We start from the raw sequence: 14,795 nt of genomic DNA, 5'->3' as shown, positions 1-14,795 counted from the left end.
CTATTTCTCTCCCGCCGCAAGCCCATGCTCACGGTCGAGTCTCTCTAACGAATCAAACAGCAGCTTGATGAAGGCTTCGCGGTCCACTCCCATCAGCACCTGCGCATTTGCAGCACGGTCCGGCTTCTTGCGCCGGTCGGCAACGGTCATGCCCCGGGTCAGCTTGCCTTCGGTTTCTACCGTAACGTATAGCTGCTCTGATTCGAACAGCTCAGGGTGCAATAACCAGGCGACGGCACATGGATCATGCAGCGCATTGCCGATATAGCCCATTTTTTTGCCATAGATCGAATAGAAATCCAGCAGCTCACCGACCATTACGGACACGGGTCCCCGGGTTTTCAGCTCCAGAATCTCCTCTTCAAAAATAGCCGCCTTATCCGTCACATCCAGCCCGCTCATCACAATCGGAATCCCGGATTCGAAAACAATCCGCGCCGCTTCGGGGTCTACATAAATATTGAACTCCGCTGTTGACGTTACATTTCCGTAAGCCAGTCCGCCGCCCATCAGGGAAATTTTCTCGATTTTGTCCTTCACTTCAGGGTAAGCCGTAATGAGCAGGGCGATGTTCGTGAGCGGTGCTGTCGGCACCAGCGTAATTTTCTCTTCCGATGACCGGATGATCTCCAGCATGAATTCTACCGCTCCCTGGTCCACCGGCTTGAATTTGCTGGCCGGAAGCGCCGGGCCGTCCATGCCGGACTCGCCATGCGCCTCCTCCCCCGTTACCAGCTTGCCCAGCAGCGGCGCCGCCGCGCCTTTGGCTACAGGAATGTCGGCATTCACAAAGCTCAGAACTTTGAGCGCATTGTCGGTGATTTTATCAAGGATCTGGTTGCCGCCAACCGTGGTGATTCCCCGGATCTCCAGCTGCTCAGGATGAGCCAGCGCAAGCAGTATGGCAATCGCGTCATCATGCCCCGGATCGCAGTCAATAATGATAGGTGTTGGCATCGTTGTCGCTCCCTTGTATGTTTATCGTGAAAAATAATAAAACGAAATGAAGCTGTTGCTCCAATTGTGGTTGGTCGTAACTGCGGGGAATGTTTGGACTTCCGGCCGCTGTTATGCCCCAATTTCCTGATTTGAAACGCTGTTCGCGGTTGAAATTGGTCCATAAAGGCGGACGCTATCGCTCCTCCAGTTCCAAACTTCCCCTCCGCTACTCACACCTTATTGCCTATGTCTTTATTCCGTCTTTTATAAGGCAGACCTAGCAGGTCCCCACCTATTTCGCAGTAGTCTTAAGCTTCTTGTTCTTCTTCCGCGATTCGGATACCGCGTAAATAATCAGACCGATCACCGTCGCCACATAAGGAAGCGTACCGATCAGCTCGGCTGGAATCTTCAGCACCTGAAGCGCATTAGCGAGTGCGTCGGCGGCTCCGAAGAGGAGTGAGGTCAGCGCTGTTCCAATCGTCGTGCTCCGGCCCATGGATTCGGCGGCAATCGCGATCCAGCCCCGGCCTGCAACCATATCGCGGGTGAACAGCGACAGATAGCCCATCGACATATATGCGCCGCCCAGACTGGCGAAGAATCCGCTAAGCAGGAGCGCAGTATACTGGATTTTGATCACACTGACCCCGACCGACTGGGCCGCATGCGGGTTCTCGCCTACCGAACGGATGCGCAGCCCCAGCGGTGTGCGGTTCAACAGATAATAGACCACCAGCACGGACAGAATGGAGAAATAGGTCAGAATATGATGTCCCGACAGAATCGGCCCCAGCACCGGAATGTCCTTCAATAGCGGAATTTCCACACTCGGCAGCACCTTGCTGGCCAGAGTGGTAGACGAACCTTTATCCCCGCTGAGCAGATACAGAATGAACACCGTACCGCCCGATGCGAACATATTGATCGCCACACCGCCAAGAATGATATGGGTTTTGAACTTCAAGGTGAAAAAAGCCAGCATTCCCGCAATAAGCGTACCGAGCAGCACCGCACCGAGCAGTCCGACCCATGCGCTATGCGTATAGGCACTGACAATTACCCCGGCCAAGGCCGAAACCAGCATGATCCCTTCCATCCCGATGTTGATGATGCCGGCACGGTTCGAGATCAATGCCCCCAGCGCAGCGAACAGAATCGGTGTCGTTACACGAAGTACGGAGAAAGCAAAATCCGTCGTCAAAATAACATTCAACAGACTGTTCATGCTTCTTTCGCCTCCTTCAGCAGCATCCGGTTCTTCCAGAACTTAAGGAATTGCTCTGCAGAAATCAGCAGAATAATAACAGCCTGGATGATCGAGATCATCTCCGACGGCACATCGGACAGCCGCGCCATCAGGTCGGCCCCGATCCGAATGTAGGCCAGGAACAGAGCAGAGGCAATGACGGATAGCGGATTGTTTTTGGCGAGCATCGCCACCAGCGCTCCATCCAGGCCGTAACCCGGCAGTGAGGTCCACTGGAACCGGCTGTACATCCCGAGCACCTCCACCGATCCGCCCATTCCGGCAATGAATCCGGCGATCAGATGGACCAGAATAATCACCTTTGCCGTCTTCATGCCCGAGTAGCGGGCGAAATCCCGGTTCACCCCGGTCATCCGCAGCTCATAACCCCATTTGGTTTTGTAGAGAAACAGATGGGCCAGCACAATCAGCACGAGCACAATAATAAGTCCGGTATGAATCCGCGTGCCTGTAAAAATCTTGCTGAGCTGCGCAGTCTTCTCAAATTTGAAAGAGACGTTGGCGAAGGCCTTGGCATCCCGCAAATGGTAATTCAGCAAGTACAGTCCAATGCCAAAAAGAATGTTATTGAACATTAGTGAAGTTACCAGCTCGTTGGCGTTCCATTTGGCTTTGAGAATTCCGGGAATCGCCGACAGCAGCGCCCCCACTATGGAGCCTGCGGCAATCGCCACAAGCGGATGCAGCCAGCCGTTCAGACTGAGATGAATCGCCAGCACAGAAGCCACGACCCCGGAGAAATAAAAGATTCCTTCCGCCCCCAGGTTGAACATATTCGCCCGGAACAAGAGCGAAACGGCCAGTCCTGTGAACATCAGCGGAATTGCCATTTCAATGACGTTGCCGATATGCCCCTTCGTAGATAAAGGCTCCAGCAGAAAAATACCGATCGTCTTCACCGGCTGGTCGCTGACCAGCGAAATGATCAGAAAAGCGATAATCAGCGCGATCACAATAACCGCCGCCGTCCGGATAGCCTCAAAATATTTGACTTTAAACATGGTTAACGGCCCTCCCGGTCTGCTCTTTGTCCTGACGGTGGATGCCCAGCATATACAGTCCCAATTCCTCTTCGCTTACCTCGGAAGGCTTATCAAAATAAGCGACGATTTGTCCTTCGTACATCACAAGCAGAGTGTCGCTCAGCTCCAGAATTTCATTCAAATCCGCTGAGACCAGCACAATTGCACAGTTGTTCGAGCGCAGCTCGAGCAGCTTCTGGTGAATGAACTGCGCAGCTCCGATGTCCACGCCCCGGGTCGGCTGCTCGGCAATGAGCAGTTGCGGATTGGTGGAGCATTCTCTGGCGACGACTACCTTTTGCATATTGCCCCCGGACAGCATGCCGATCGGCTGCTGCGGCCCGGAGCAGCGCACCTTGAATTCTTCGACCAGCGAAGCGGCCAGGGCGGCAATTTTGGAACCTTTGAAAAAAGGCCCTTTGTTCAGTTCCTTGGAACGATACTGCGTAGAGATCAGGTTGTCCGCAATGCTGGCGTCACCAGCCGCCCCTTGGCGCATCCGGTCCTCAGGGATATACGATACCCCCAGGCTGCGGATGCCCAGAATATCCGACTCCCGGATATCCGTACCTCTGACACTCACCGCCCCGCTGGTGGTTACGCCGTGAAGCCCTCCGGTCAGCGCCTCGATTAGCTGGGTCTGCCCATTTCCCTCAACTCCGGCAATCCCGACAATCTGGCCTGCCCGGACGGAGAAGCTGATCTCCGACAGAAGCGCTTTTCCCTGACTGTCCGTAACACCCAAATGGTCCACCGTGAGAATGGGCTCACCCTGCGGAGTGTTATCCTTATCGTATTTCAGCACAACATCGCGCCCGACCATCAGCCGCGAGATTTCCTGCTCGGTCACCTCGCTGGTCTGAAAGACACCCTCGCTTCTGCCGCCGCGCATAATGGTAATCCGGTCGCAGATTGCTTTGACTTCCTTCAGCTTGTGCGAGATGAACACGATGGTATGCCCTTGCTGCTTGAGCTGCTTCAGCTCATGGAACAGCTCCTCTGTTTCCTGCGGAGTCAGCACCGCCGTCGGCTCATCGAGGATAAGGATTTTCGCTCCGCGCACCAGCGCCTTCAGAATCTCCACCTTCTGCTTCATGCCGACCGTCAGATCCTCGACCTTTGCTTTGGCATTAACTGCGAGATTGTATTTGCGCGCCGTTTCTTCTGTCAGACGTACCGCTTCGCTATAATTGAAGCCGATCGCTTTGCGCGGCTCCATGCCGAGCACCATATTTTCAGCCACGGTAAAAGAAGGCACCAGCATAAAATGCTGATGGACCATGCCGATGCCGCGGTCAATGGCGTCCTGTGGGGACTGCAGCTTTACTTTTTCTCCCCGGATATAAATCTCGCCGTCGCTTGGCTCTTCCATTCCGAACATGATCTTCATCAGAGTCGATTTACCGGCCCCGTTCTCTCCGGCAATCGCATGGATTTCGCCCTCAGTGAGTGTAAATTCAACGTCCTTGTTCGCAACGACGCCGTTTGGATATACTTTCGTGATTCCCCGCATTTCCAGCAGAGCATTTGGCATGGGTCATCAACGCCTTTCAACATAGGTGATCTGCAAAAAATGGCAGTTGGAACCCTTCGTATCCGGAAGAGATTCCAACTGCGTGAGCTGTCTTTTTGATGATTGTCTTATGGTTTAACCGCATTACGGATCGCTTCGACTTCGGAAGTTTCCATCCCCATCGCATTGTCGACCTTTATTTCCTTATTGATCAGCTTCTGCTTCACTTCTTCTACCTTAGCCTGCAGGTCCGCCGGGAATACACCTTTGTAAATGTCGTTCTCAGCGATGCCCACACCGTCCTCTACAAAGCCCAGTACATCACGTTTGCCCATTTGCAGCGTGCCTTCCTGCAGCTTTTTCACTGCACCGAGAATGGCCATGTCGATTTTTTTGATGGCGGAAGTGACGATCAGATTGGCTTTTTCACTATCCGTGTCCTTCAGCAGATTTGCCTGGTCGGAATCGACGCCGATGGCGTATTTCTTCTTCTCCTTGGCTGCATCAAAGATTCCAAGCCCTGTACCACCTGCTACGTTGAAAATCACATCCACGCCCGAGTTATACTGGATCAGCGACAGCTCCTTACCCTTGGCCGGGTTCACAAAATCGCCCGCATAGGATACCGCCACCTTCACATCAGGATCAACATATTGCGCTCCCTGAATGTAGCCGACGAGGAACGCATTAATGCCGGGGATATCCATCCCGCCCAAGAATCCGATAACGTTGTCCTTGTTGGCGTTCGGCATGTTGGACTTTGTAGCAAGTGCCGCTACAGCTCCGGCCAGAAAAGAAACTTCATTGGTTGCGTAGGACATGTTGTACATATTTGCCGGCGCTTCATCGATGTCGGTGTCGTAGTTGATGAATTTTTTATCCGGATTCGCTTCAGCCGTTGCATTGAACATTTCCGTAATTTCCGATCCGCCCGAGATGACCACATCCCAATCCTCAGCGGCGATATCGTTAAAAGTAGGCTCCCATTTCGTCTTGTCAGTGCCCATTTCCACCACTTTGGTTTCCGCGCCAAGCTCGTCCTTCACCTTTTGCAAACCGCTGTTGGCTGCATCAAAAAACGACTTGTCTCCCAGCGTCCCCGGAATCAGCAGCACCACCTTCAGCTTGTCCCCTGCGGCAGCTTCTTCGCCTTTCTTATTTGTTCCCGCATTCGTACCTGCATTCGCAGCATTCCCGCTGCCTGACGAGTTGCCCCCACAAGCAGTGACCAGTACCATTACCGCCAGCAACATTAAAGCCAGAACATTCTTTTTCATTTTCTAAGCTCACACCCCTGTTTGAAGTTGATTAACCACTGAGGAAACAGCATAATGTTCCAATTGCACGTTTTGATATATCTTTCTTTATGTGGTGCTTGGACAAGAGACACTTGAAATATTGAAAATGAGTGAATCAGGTTGAAAACCAAACAATTCATGTTACATTTTGTCGTAAAACCTTGCAATTCCCGAACAAGATGGCCAGTCTGGTTGCGAATCTTCGGTTTTATTGATACGATCATAACAAATCGATCATTAAATATTTATATGCTTTCGGTCAAATTTTTGCATGATTCGGCTAAATGATGAGAAATGGAGGGGCATCATGGATCGTGTCCTATATATTGTAAATGCAGAGCATGAAGCGAATACGTATATTCCCCCGCATCAGCATGAGTGTTTCGAGCTTGTGTATTACATTCACGGCCATGGGACCACGAGCATCGGAAACCGCAGCTTCCACTTCCGGCCCTTCACCTTCGCGCTGATTCCGCCCAATTTCAAGCATGACGAGAATCATCAGCCCAGACCGGAGGTTCTGTTCGTCGGCTTCCACTGCGGAAATCCGATTATCAACACCCTGTACGGCGTGTATGACGATGATAAGGAACACACCGTACTGCAAACCCTGCAGCGGATGAATGCGGAGTTCAAGCGCAAGCGCGACGGGTTCGCCGAATTGCTGAATTTGCAGATGAGCGAGATCACCGTATTTCTGCAGCGTCTGCTTGGCGCGTCGGATTTTCACTCCCCGGCAGAGGACCAGATGCAGTACATGCTGAATTATATGAATGAGCATTACCGCCACAAGCTTTCGATCGCATCGCTGGCAGAAATGTCCGGCTACAGCTATGACCGGTTCCGGCATTTATTCAAGGAAAGATTTGGACACTCGCCGCACCGTTATCTTTTACTGAAACGCCTGGATTATGCCAAGTCCCTGCTGCTGCATAACCAAATGCATATTTCCGAGGTGTCTTCGGCTGCTGGTTTCGTGAACGACGCCCAATTTTGCAATATTTTCAAAAGAGAGGTTGGAGTATCTCCGCGCACCTTCCGCATCAGCAGCAAGAAGAAAAGTGAAGTGAATTAATGTAACATTGATTATTTACTTTTCGCAGGTTTTCACTATAATGGAACTTAAGCTTACGCGTTTATGACTTGTACCGGCTGGCTTCCCCCATATTTGCGGGATTTATCTTGCAGTTGGGAATATAGCTGACCCCGGTTTATAGTGCGGACGGTTCATGAACATCAACGGCTTCATCTCGATTGCATCCTGATAAGCCGCCTCAACATAAGGTTTGCCCCATTTCTGTTCACAGAATGAAGGAAGCCGCGATTTAGAGAAGAGACTCTCTATTTCTGCGGCTTCTTTTTTTGTTTGTTGAAGTGATGGAAGTTAATGACGAGCTGGAGGTGTCTTGTACTATGGCTTTTATGAATATGCGCGAGCTGCTCGCGTATTGGGAGCAGACCGGCAAGCTGCTGCATATCCGCAAGGAGGTTGACCCGCGCTTTGAGCTTGGGGCAGTGATCAAAGCGGTCAAGGGAGCACATCCGCTGGTGTTCCAGAAGGTCAAGGGCTATGACATGCCGATGGCCGCCGGTCTTGGCGGCTCAAAGGAGCTGATGGCCGAGAGCATGGAGATGCAGCCTGCGGAGCTGCTGCCCCGGCTGATCGAGGCCGTGGTCCAACCGCTGCCGACGCGCAGCCGGGAGCAGGCTCCGGTGCACGAGAACGTGCTCACCGGCAGGATCAACCTGCGGGAGCTGTTCCCGGTGTGCACCTACAATGCGCTGGACAGCGGAGCCTATTATGTCTCCGGCGTCATGGTTGTTAAAGGTGAGGATGGGCATAAGCGTTACACCTCCATCCGGCGCATGCAACTGCTGGAGGGCAACCGGACCAGCATTCTGATCTCCTCCCCCGAGCTGTTCCAGCAGTTCAGGGAATTCGAGGAGCGCGGCGAGCCGATGGAGGCGGCATTTATGTTCGGCATTGTGCCGGCGGTGGTGCTGGCCTCCCAGATCAGCACCCATCTGTTCCATGTCGACAAGCTGGAGGTCGCCTCCGCTCTGCTCGGCCAGCCGCTGGAGGTGGTCCGCTGCAAGACGGTGGACCTGGAGGTGCTGGCGGAGGCCGAGGTCGTATTCGAGGGCCGGATTCTCCCCCGCATCCGCGAGCCGGAAGGCCCGTTCGGCGAGCTGGGCGGCTACTACGGGCCGCGCACGGAGCAGCCGGTGGTCGAGTTCTCCGCTGTCACCTACCGGAACAGCCCAATCTGGCAGACCATCCTCCCGGCCAGCTATGAGGAGAAGCTGCCTATGGCGATCTCCCGGGAGATCGCCCTCCTCGGCTCCGTCCGCCAGGTGGTGCCCGGCGTGCAGGATGTGCATATCAGCATGGGCGGCATCGGCCGCTACCATGCGGTGATCCGCATCCGCAAGGTGAACGAGGGCGACGGCAAAACCGCCCTGCTCGCCGCCTTTGCCAGCGACAAGGACCTGAAGCATGTCGTCGTTGTCGACGAGGACGTCAATCTGTTCGACCCGCTCGATGTCGAGTGGGCCATCGCCACCCGGGTGCAGGCGGACCTGGACACATTCATTGTCACAGGCGCCAAAGGCTCCCCGCTGGAGCCTTCGCACAACCTGCGGGGAGTCTCGGCCAAGATGGGCATCGACGCCACCTTCCCCCTGGCCGAAGCCGAGCATTTCCGCCGTACTCACATCCCCGGCCAGGATGAGATTGAGCTGGCCCGGTATTTGTAGTTGAGCCGATGGGCCAGCAGGCTGTTTCCAGGCTTTAACTGTATATCGTGCAACTATATAGATACTTTTTGACGCTACGGAAGAGTTAATTGCACTTCGTACAGCTAAAATATCAGCTTTTGCGAAAAGAAGGCCTCTCGCCCTTTTTTAATTGTACCGAATACACTTATTGTCAATAACGGCTTATTTCCGGTCCATTTAACTGCAGCAAATGCAGCTATCTCTTCCGCTGAACCAGATCGGCTCCAAACGATATAGAAGTTCATCTGCAATCTGCTCTGCAAAAGTGAGCCGAATGAAGCCTTGTTACTCAGAGCAAATGTTAATGTGTACAATTTCCGCTTTGCTCTACAAAGCTAAGCCCATGCTTTCGATGCCAGCTTTGCTCCGCAAGGCTTATAAGGAGGTGGATCATGCAAGCTATCGGATTAATTGAGACCCGGGGACTGACCCCGGCGCTGGAGGCGTTGGACGCCATGTGCAAGGCGGCCAATGTGAAGCTGGTCAGCTTCAAGCGGGTAGGCTCCGGCCTGGTGACCGTAATTGTCGCAGGCGATGTCGCCGCTGTGCAAGCAGCCGTGGGGGCTGGAGTTGCAGCTTACGGGCGAACGGGCGGCGAGCTTGTGGCTTCAAATGTCATCCCGCGGCCGCATCATGATTTAGCCAAAATGCTATAGAAGCCCTGTTGCCGAATGGGGGCCACCACCAAAGAAAACGCTCATGTTCTCCTGTGGTTCCTCCGCCCTGAGCCTTTCATTCTTAGGTTCAGGACCATGAACCCGCTATTCGCTTCAAAGACCAAAGCCCGACTTCTCTCTGACCCAATACTGCTGCTTCATAATGTTACTCAAAACCTTGAGGGGGTGATGAACATGTCCGATTTCATGAAAAACATTGTCGCCGAGGTGCTGCTGAGAAACCACCTCCCGGCATCTGCCGGAGCTGCCGTCGCTCACGCTAATTCAGGCTTCTCCGCTTCATCCAGCATTTACGCCGCTTCCAGCAATTCCACTGCGTCGAGCGTCCCCAGTGCTCCGGGAACTATCCGCAGCTATGGCACAACTGGCGCCCCCACTCTTTCCACAGCTGGCAGAACTGCCCACGCCTGTACAGCGAACAGCAAAGCAGATTGCCCGCATACGTGCTTACAGCCGGGAAATTGCAGCAAACCGTCCGGGGAGATCAAACGAATTAATTACCAGAAGGAAAAAGCGGATAAACGGCTGGGGCTGATCACCCGCGCTGCCGGGGGCGGACAGCTTCAGAACAGACAGTTTCAAAACAGACAGTTTGCCGAACAGTGTCTGTCTCCTCTGCTGCTGCGCACTCTGCCGGTTAAGCCCTCACCGCCTCGGAACGTTGGGGAGAATTCCCGCGCAGCCTCCGCTTCTTCAGAGCTGCCCGCCCTATGGGTTCCCGGCTCGCCGGAACCCTGCCGTCTCCCTTCTGCAGGAGGAATCGAGTGCTGGCTGTTCCCCGAGATCAGCAGCAGGTTGCGCCCGCTGCTCGGTATATCCGGCCGTAATTATAGCGCGGCGGGGATTTTGATTGCCCCGGCCTGCCACCCGGGGCAACTATTCGCCGCCGAGGAGCTGCTCTCTGCAGATCCCGGGCTGGAGGCTGATGTCCGCTGGAGCCCTGCCGGAAGCGGGTTTGAGCTTATGCTGTTCAGCAGTGATGCCGATGGAATCACTCGCCATCTGACGGAAATAGCAGAACGGCTGCACAGCGAAGCCGCCCAGCCAGTGCAAGTATACATCAGCCCAAATCCCGGTTCCTTGCTGCGGCGGCATTTGGGCGCAGGGCTGCAGGAAGCTATAGCCGTGATTGACGCCGGCTCCCGCTGGAGCAGCATTGGGACCGTGGAGCGGCTGCTGTACAGCCAGCCCGATGCTGGCCTAAGCATTCGTACGGAGCATAGCTGCTGTATTATAAGCGGGACCCCGGCCGGGATAACGGCTCTAGAGCCTGCTTTGAACAGCTTAATGGTTGAACAGCGGCCATAGGCCACTGATGCAGATCAATAGAAGGGGAGGCCGTAGATATGCAAGCATTGGGATTGATTGAGACACTTGGATATACTACCGCCGTTTCTGCTGCGGATGCGGCTCTGAAGGCGGCAAATGTGCAGCTAGTGGCGGTTGAAAAAATTATTGGCGTCGGCGGTTCTCTTGGAGTAACCATCCATCTGAGCGGAGATGTCGCTGCCGTCAGTGCTTCGGTGGAGGCGGGCCGAGCAGAAGCGCAGCGTGTCGGCAAGGTTGTTTCCGCCCATGTCATCGCCAAAGCCCATGAAGATGTCAGCAGCAAAATACTGACGAAATTCCTTCTCGCCCCGCCGCCACACAGCGCTGCAACAGCCGCTCCAAAGGAAACAGCCGACAAGAAGCTACCGGATGAGCCGGAATAAAGCCTGTCGTACCTCCTGCACAGCAGAAGCGTCAGCCAAGATAGCATGGTCGGTCTAAAAGCTACTAATCTGCTTGGGCAACCAAGCGCTGGAATCTCTCTGGCCTTTGGTCATAACTTATACCTTCGCAGCTCGTAACTCTTAGTTTAGTAGCACTTAACTCTTAACTTTTAGCTCTTAGCTCTTAACTCTTAACTCTTAACTCTCAACTCTCAACTCTTAGCTCTTAGCTCTTAGCTCTTAGCTCTTAACTCATAACTCTTAACTCTTAACTCTCAACTTACAACTTACAACTTACAACTCATAACATGCAGCTCCTAACTCACAACTCGCTTAAGTACACCCAATAATTTCATGGAGGTTTTTATAATGGGAGAATCACTCGGATTGATTGAAACCAAAGGTCTGGTAGGCGCGATTGAAGCTGCGGATGCAATGGTCAAGGCAGCGAACGTGGAAATTTGCGGGTATGAAAAAATCGGCTTCGGTCTCGTTACCGTCATGGTCCGCGGAGACGTAGGCGCCGTGAAAGCCGCTACCGATGCGGGAGCCGCTGCCGCCAAACGGGTCGGAGAACTGGTATCCGTCCATGTTATTCCACGTCCGCACAGCGAAGTCGAACGTGCCCTGCTGTCCAAAGGCATTGAATAAGCGCTCCAATGGACAGCCGGCGTAGCGCGGTTGCAGCCAATGCCCTGCTGGGGTTGTCTTACCGGTCACGAGCGGCAGCGCTGCAGGAGGACTATCCCCGGGTTCTGGTGCTGCTGGCCGGACATTTTATCGGCATGGAGGAAGGTTATGCGGCAGTTCGCAGCCTAAGCAGCGAAAAGATCCGGCTACAATTGTGGGCGGAGGAGCAGCTCCTTGCTGCAATAAGCGCCGGGGAACTGGCCAGCCGCACAGGGGTGGACGATTTGATTATCCCCACCTCCTCCCTGTGCTCTCCGGGAACTACGGATGCCGATGCCCTGTTTATTCCAGTGCTGTCGCTGTCCCTGCTCTCCCGGCTAACCCGGCTCGATACCAGCCATCCCTTCGTGAATCTGATCATAGCATCGCTATGTGCCGGCAAACCGGTCGCAGCTTTGGCGCTTGGCGCGGAGCCGGAGCATTACCGCTGGGGCGAGCAAGGACTAGCGCAGGCCTCCCCTCTGCTCAAGGCCGAGATGTACGCTATGCTCGACAAAATCGATGGCTACGGCATTAAGCTGCTGGAGCCGGATCAGGTGTGCAAGTGGCTGTCCGGTGCGTCCGGCGGCAAAGCAGCGGCGCACAAAAAGCAGGTTCTGACCGCAGAGGACATCTACGCCGCAAACAAGCTGCGCAGAACCTCCATCGCGCTGAACGGGCCTGCGGTAGTCACACCGCTTGCTGCGGATACCGCCAGACAGTACGGAATAGATCTGCTATTCCAATAAGACGCATTCAAATCAAAGAGGTGACATTCACATGAAGCTGGGACTCATTACCGGGCACGTCGTCGCGACGAGAAAGGATGAGAATCTCGTCGGCGCCAAGCTGCTGATTATACAGCCGATTCTTCCGGCCGGCACCCCCGCCGGGCAGCCGGTTATTGCCGTCGATACGGTTGGCGCGGGCATCGGGGAGACGGTCATTTACGTTATAGGCAGCGTGGCGTCAAGAGCGACACAGCATCCGAATGCCCCCATCGACGCCGCAATTGTGGGTATTGTGGACAGTGTGGATTGTCCCGGAGCAGGAGGTTTGTAGCATATGCTGACTACAGAGATTAAAGATGCGATCCAGCGGCGGCGGATGATTGATGTCCTGCTGTCCGATCACCTTCACGCCGACCTTGTGCTGAAAGGCGGCTACATTATCAACGTGATCACCCGGGAGATCTATCCCGGTGATGTAGCGGTCAAAGGCGACCGGATTCTGCTCGTAGGCAAAGCTGATAAGCTGATCGGTCCTGCCACCGTCACCCGGGATATGAGCGGGAAGTTTATCAGTCCGGGCTTCATTGATTCGCATATGCATTTTGAGAGCGCGATGCTGACCGTTACGGAATTCTCCAAGCTGTCCATTCCTACAGGCACAACAACATTGATCGCTGATCCGCATGAAATCGGCAATGTGCTGGGTGTCCCCGGCATGAAGGCAATGATTGAAGAAGCCAAAACCTTGCCGAACCGCGTCCTGTTCACCGTCCCCTGTCTCACGCCAGATGTGCCTGGCCTGGAGACCGCCGGCGACGACATCGGCTCCAAGGATATGCAGGTGCTGCTAAGCGATGATTATGTGCAGGGAATCGGCGAGCTGCAGGGATTCAGCAATGTTCATCCCGTGTACCGCAATGCGCCTTATCTCATTGATGATCTGCTCGCTTCCGTCTCTTACGCCAAGTCCATCGGCAAAAGCATTGAGGGCAACGCCCCCGGCCTGTCCGGCCCGGAGCTTGCCGCCCACATCATCTGCGGCGGCGGCCATGTCTCCTGCCATGAGACGACGACCAAGGAAGAAATGATGGAGAAGCTGCGCTACGGCGTCAGTGTCTTCATGCGCGAAGGCTCCTCGCAGCGGAATATGGCTGAATGCATCCGGGCGATTACCGAGGAGGGCATGGATTCCCGGCGGGCTATCCTGGTCTCCGACGACATGGTGCCCGAGGATCTGCTGAAGCACGGGCACATGAACGATATTGTGCGCCGGACGATTGCCGTGGGCATTGACCCGGTTGAGGCAATCCAAATGGTGACGATCAATCCGGCCACCCATTTTGGCTTCGAGGATATCGGTCTGCTGGCTCCAGGGGCCAAAGCCGACATTGCCGTTATCAGCGATCTGGCGCAAATGACAATTGCAGAGGTGTACATCAGCGGAGTCAGGGTCGCCCAGAATGGCGAGCTTACCCGTGAGATTCCCTCCTACAAGTATCCCGACTCCGTCAAAAAATCCGTCAAACGCAAGCCCGTCAAGCTGGAAGAGCTGCAGGTGTCCTCCGGCGGCGCACACGGCAGCGTGCGGGTCCGCGCCATCGAGGTGATTCCCGATCAGAACCTGACCGGGGCCGGCATCTACACTGCCGCTGTCAAGGACGGGGTTGTGCAGCCCTCTGTCGAAGAGGATCTGCTGCCCTTGCTCGTTGTCGAGCGGCATGGCCGCAGCGGCAAGATCGGCAAGACCTTTGTGCGCGGCATGAAGCTGAAGGCCGGGGCCATTGCCGAAAGCGTAGCGCATGATACCCATAATATCATCGTCACCGGCACCAATTACGCCGATATGGTGACGGCAGTCAACCGCGTCATCGCGATGGACGGCGGGATTGCCATGATCGAAGGCGGCAAGGTGGTCGGCGATCTGCCCCTGCGCATCGGCGGGCTGATGACCGACGAGCTGAGCGGCAAGGAAATGAGCGCCAGAATTGCCGAGCTGCACCGGCTGGCCCGCGAGGAGCTGGGCTGCACGCTGCATGTGCCGTTCATGCACCTGTCCTTCCTCTCGCTCGTCACCAGCCCGGCGTGGAAAATCACCGACGTCGGCCTGATCGACGCCGATGCCTTCACCGTGCTGCCGCCGCTGGCCTAAGAGCCTGCACGTACGGCTTTGATCAGCCAATCCCCGC

General features: G+C 54.8%; 14 protein-coding genes. 9 read left to right on the top strand and 5 right to left on the bottom strand.

From position 1 onward, the window contains the following. The 5 genes from AC0LWN_RS14030 to AC0LWN_RS14010 all read right to left on the bottom strand — a co-directional run bounded on the left by AC0LWN_RS14030 (window position 1) and on the right by AC0LWN_RS14010 (window position 6,021). Window positions 1–957 carry a nucleoside hydrolase gene (locus tag AC0LWN_RS14030; protein WP_474666258.1) on the bottom strand — a complete coding sequence of 319 codons (957 nt, stop codon included), beginning with the start codon at window positions 955–957 and terminating at the stop codon, window positions 1–3. Between the two features lie 274 nt (window positions 958–1,231). Then, window positions 1,232–2,167, bottom strand: a complete 936-nt coding sequence (locus AC0LWN_RS14025; RefSeq protein WP_474666256.1) for an ABC transporter permease — start codon at window positions 2,165–2,167, stop codon at window positions 1,232–1,234. Next, window positions 2,164–3,210, bottom strand: a complete 1,047-nt coding sequence (locus tag AC0LWN_RS14020) for an ABC transporter permease (protein WP_474666254.1) — start codon at window positions 3,208–3,210, stop codon at window positions 2,164–2,166. Before AC0LWN_RS14020 ends, AC0LWN_RS14025 begins: the two co-directional genes overlap by 4 nt. Then, window positions 3,203–4,765 (bottom strand): ABC transporter ATP-binding protein, encoded by a 1,563-nt coding sequence (locus AC0LWN_RS14015; RefSeq protein WP_474666252.1) that lies wholly within the window; start codon window positions 4,763–4,765, stop codon window positions 3,203–3,205. The genes AC0LWN_RS14020 and AC0LWN_RS14015 overlap by 8 nt, the downstream gene beginning before the upstream one ends. Window positions 4,766–4,872: 107 nt before the next feature. After that, entirely contained in the window at window positions 4,873–6,021 is a 1,149-nt protein-coding gene (locus tag AC0LWN_RS14010; RefSeq protein ID WP_474666250.1) for a BMP family ABC transporter substrate-binding protein, read from the bottom strand. Between the two features lie 328 nt (window positions 6,022–6,349). Between AC0LWN_RS14010 and AC0LWN_RS14005 the strand changes: the two genes are divergently transcribed. From AC0LWN_RS14005 to AC0LWN_RS13965, 9 genes are all read left to right on the top strand, one after another. Next, window positions 6,350–7,117, top strand: coding sequence for a helix-turn-helix transcriptional regulator (locus AC0LWN_RS14005; RefSeq protein WP_474666248.1), 768 nt, complete (start codon window positions 6,350–6,352; stop codon window positions 7,115–7,117). A gap of 338 nt (window positions 7,118–7,455) precedes the next feature. Beyond that, window positions 7,456–8,799: a UbiD family decarboxylase gene (locus tag AC0LWN_RS14000; RefSeq protein ID WP_474666246.1), complete on the top strand. Its 1,344-nt coding sequence runs from the start codon at window positions 7,456–7,458 to the stop codon at window positions 8,797–8,799. 413 nt (window positions 8,800–9,212) lie between these two features. Then, the gene (locus AC0LWN_RS13995) at window positions 9,213–9,476 is read left to right on the top strand and encodes a BMC domain-containing protein (RefSeq protein WP_474666244.1); all 264 of its coding nucleotides are present in this window, start codon (window positions 9,213–9,215) and stop codon (window positions 9,474–9,476) included. A gap of 195 nt (window positions 9,477–9,671) precedes the next feature. Continuing rightward, window positions 9,672–10,805 carry a hypothetical protein gene (locus AC0LWN_RS13990; RefSeq protein ID WP_474666242.1) on the top strand — a complete coding sequence of 378 codons (1,134 nt, stop codon included), beginning with the start codon at window positions 9,672–9,674 and terminating at the stop codon, window positions 10,803–10,805. A 38-nt stretch (window positions 10,806–10,843) separates the two neighbouring features. Further along, window positions 10,844–11,209 (top strand): BMC domain-containing protein, encoded by a 366-nt coding sequence (locus AC0LWN_RS13985; protein ID WP_474666240.1) that lies wholly within the window; start codon window positions 10,844–10,846, stop codon window positions 11,207–11,209. Between the two features lie 369 nt (window positions 11,210–11,578). Continuing rightward, entirely contained in the window at window positions 11,579–11,860 is a 282-nt protein-coding gene (locus AC0LWN_RS13980; protein WP_019908484.1) for a BMC domain-containing protein, read from the top strand. An 8-nt stretch (window positions 11,861–11,868) separates the two neighbouring features. Beyond that, window positions 11,869–12,627 (top strand): hypothetical protein, encoded by a 759-nt coding sequence (locus AC0LWN_RS13975; RefSeq protein ID WP_474666237.1) that lies wholly within the window; start codon window positions 11,869–11,871, stop codon window positions 12,625–12,627. A 31-nt stretch (window positions 12,628–12,658) separates the two neighbouring features. Then, window positions 12,659–12,940, top strand: coding sequence for a EutN/CcmL family microcompartment protein (locus tag AC0LWN_RS13970; protein WP_458967273.1), 282 nt, complete (start codon window positions 12,659–12,661; stop codon window positions 12,938–12,940). Between the two features lie 3 nt (window positions 12,941–12,943). Beyond that, a complete protein-coding gene (locus AC0LWN_RS13965; protein ID WP_474666235.1) occupies window positions 12,944–14,758 on the top strand; it encodes an adenine deaminase in 1,815 nt (604 codons plus the stop codon). Window positions 14,759–14,795: the final 37 nt, after the last annotated feature.

The sequence above is a fragment of the Paenibacillus sp. sgz302115 genome (assembly GCF_056120445.1).
Note: the sequence above shows the minus strand (reverse complement) of the source record. Positions and strands in the feature narration are given on the sequence as shown.

Bases quoted from the DNA above. Each gene is read 5' to 3' on its own strand.
- AC0LWN_RS14030 (WP_474666258.1), bottom strand. From the start codon at position 957: ATGCCAACACCTATCATTATTGACTGCGATCCGGGGCATGATGACGCG.
- AC0LWN_RS13995 (WP_474666244.1), top strand. From the start codon at position 9,213: ATGCAAGCTATCGGATTAATTGAGACCCGGGGACTGACCCCGGCGCTG.
- AC0LWN_RS13965 (WP_474666235.1), top strand. From the start codon at position 12,944: ATGCTGACTACAGAGATTAAAGATGCGATCCAGCGGCGGCGGATGATT.
- AC0LWN_RS14000 (WP_474666246.1), top strand. From the start codon at position 7,456: ATGGCTTTTATGAATATGCGCGAGCTGCTCGCGTATTGGGAGCAGACC.
- AC0LWN_RS13985 (WP_474666240.1), top strand. From the start codon at position 10,844: ATGCAAGCATTGGGATTGATTGAGACACTTGGATATACTACCGCCGTT.
- AC0LWN_RS14025 (WP_474666256.1), bottom strand. From the start codon at position 2,167: ATGAACAGTCTGTTGAATGTTATTTTGACGACGGATTTTGCTTTCTCC.
- AC0LWN_RS14020 (WP_474666254.1), bottom strand. From the start codon at position 3,210: ATGTTTAAAGTCAAATATTTTGAGGCTATCCGGACGGCGGCGGTTATT.
- AC0LWN_RS13990 (WP_474666242.1), top strand. From the start codon at position 9,672: ATGTCCGATTTCATGAAAAACATTGTCGCCGAGGTGCTGCTGAGAAAC.
- AC0LWN_RS14015 (WP_474666252.1), bottom strand. From the start codon at position 4,765: ATGCCAAATGCTCTGCTGGAAATGCGGGGAATCACGAAAGTATATCCA.
- AC0LWN_RS14010 (WP_474666250.1), bottom strand. From the start codon at position 6,021: ATGAAAAAGAATGTTCTGGCTTTAATGTTGCTGGCGGTAATGGTACTG.
- AC0LWN_RS13980 (WP_019908484.1), top strand. From the start codon at position 11,579: ATGGGAGAATCACTCGGATTGATTGAAACCAAAGGTCTGGTAGGCGCG.
- AC0LWN_RS13975 (WP_474666237.1), top strand. From the start codon at position 11,869: ATGGACAGCCGGCGTAGCGCGGTTGCAGCCAATGCCCTGCTGGGGTTG.
- AC0LWN_RS14005 (WP_474666248.1), top strand. From the start codon at position 6,350: ATGGATCGTGTCCTATATATTGTAAATGCAGAGCATGAAGCGAATACG.
- AC0LWN_RS13970 (WP_458967273.1), top strand. From the start codon at position 12,659: ATGAAGCTGGGACTCATTACCGGGCACGTCGTCGCGACGAGAAAGGAT.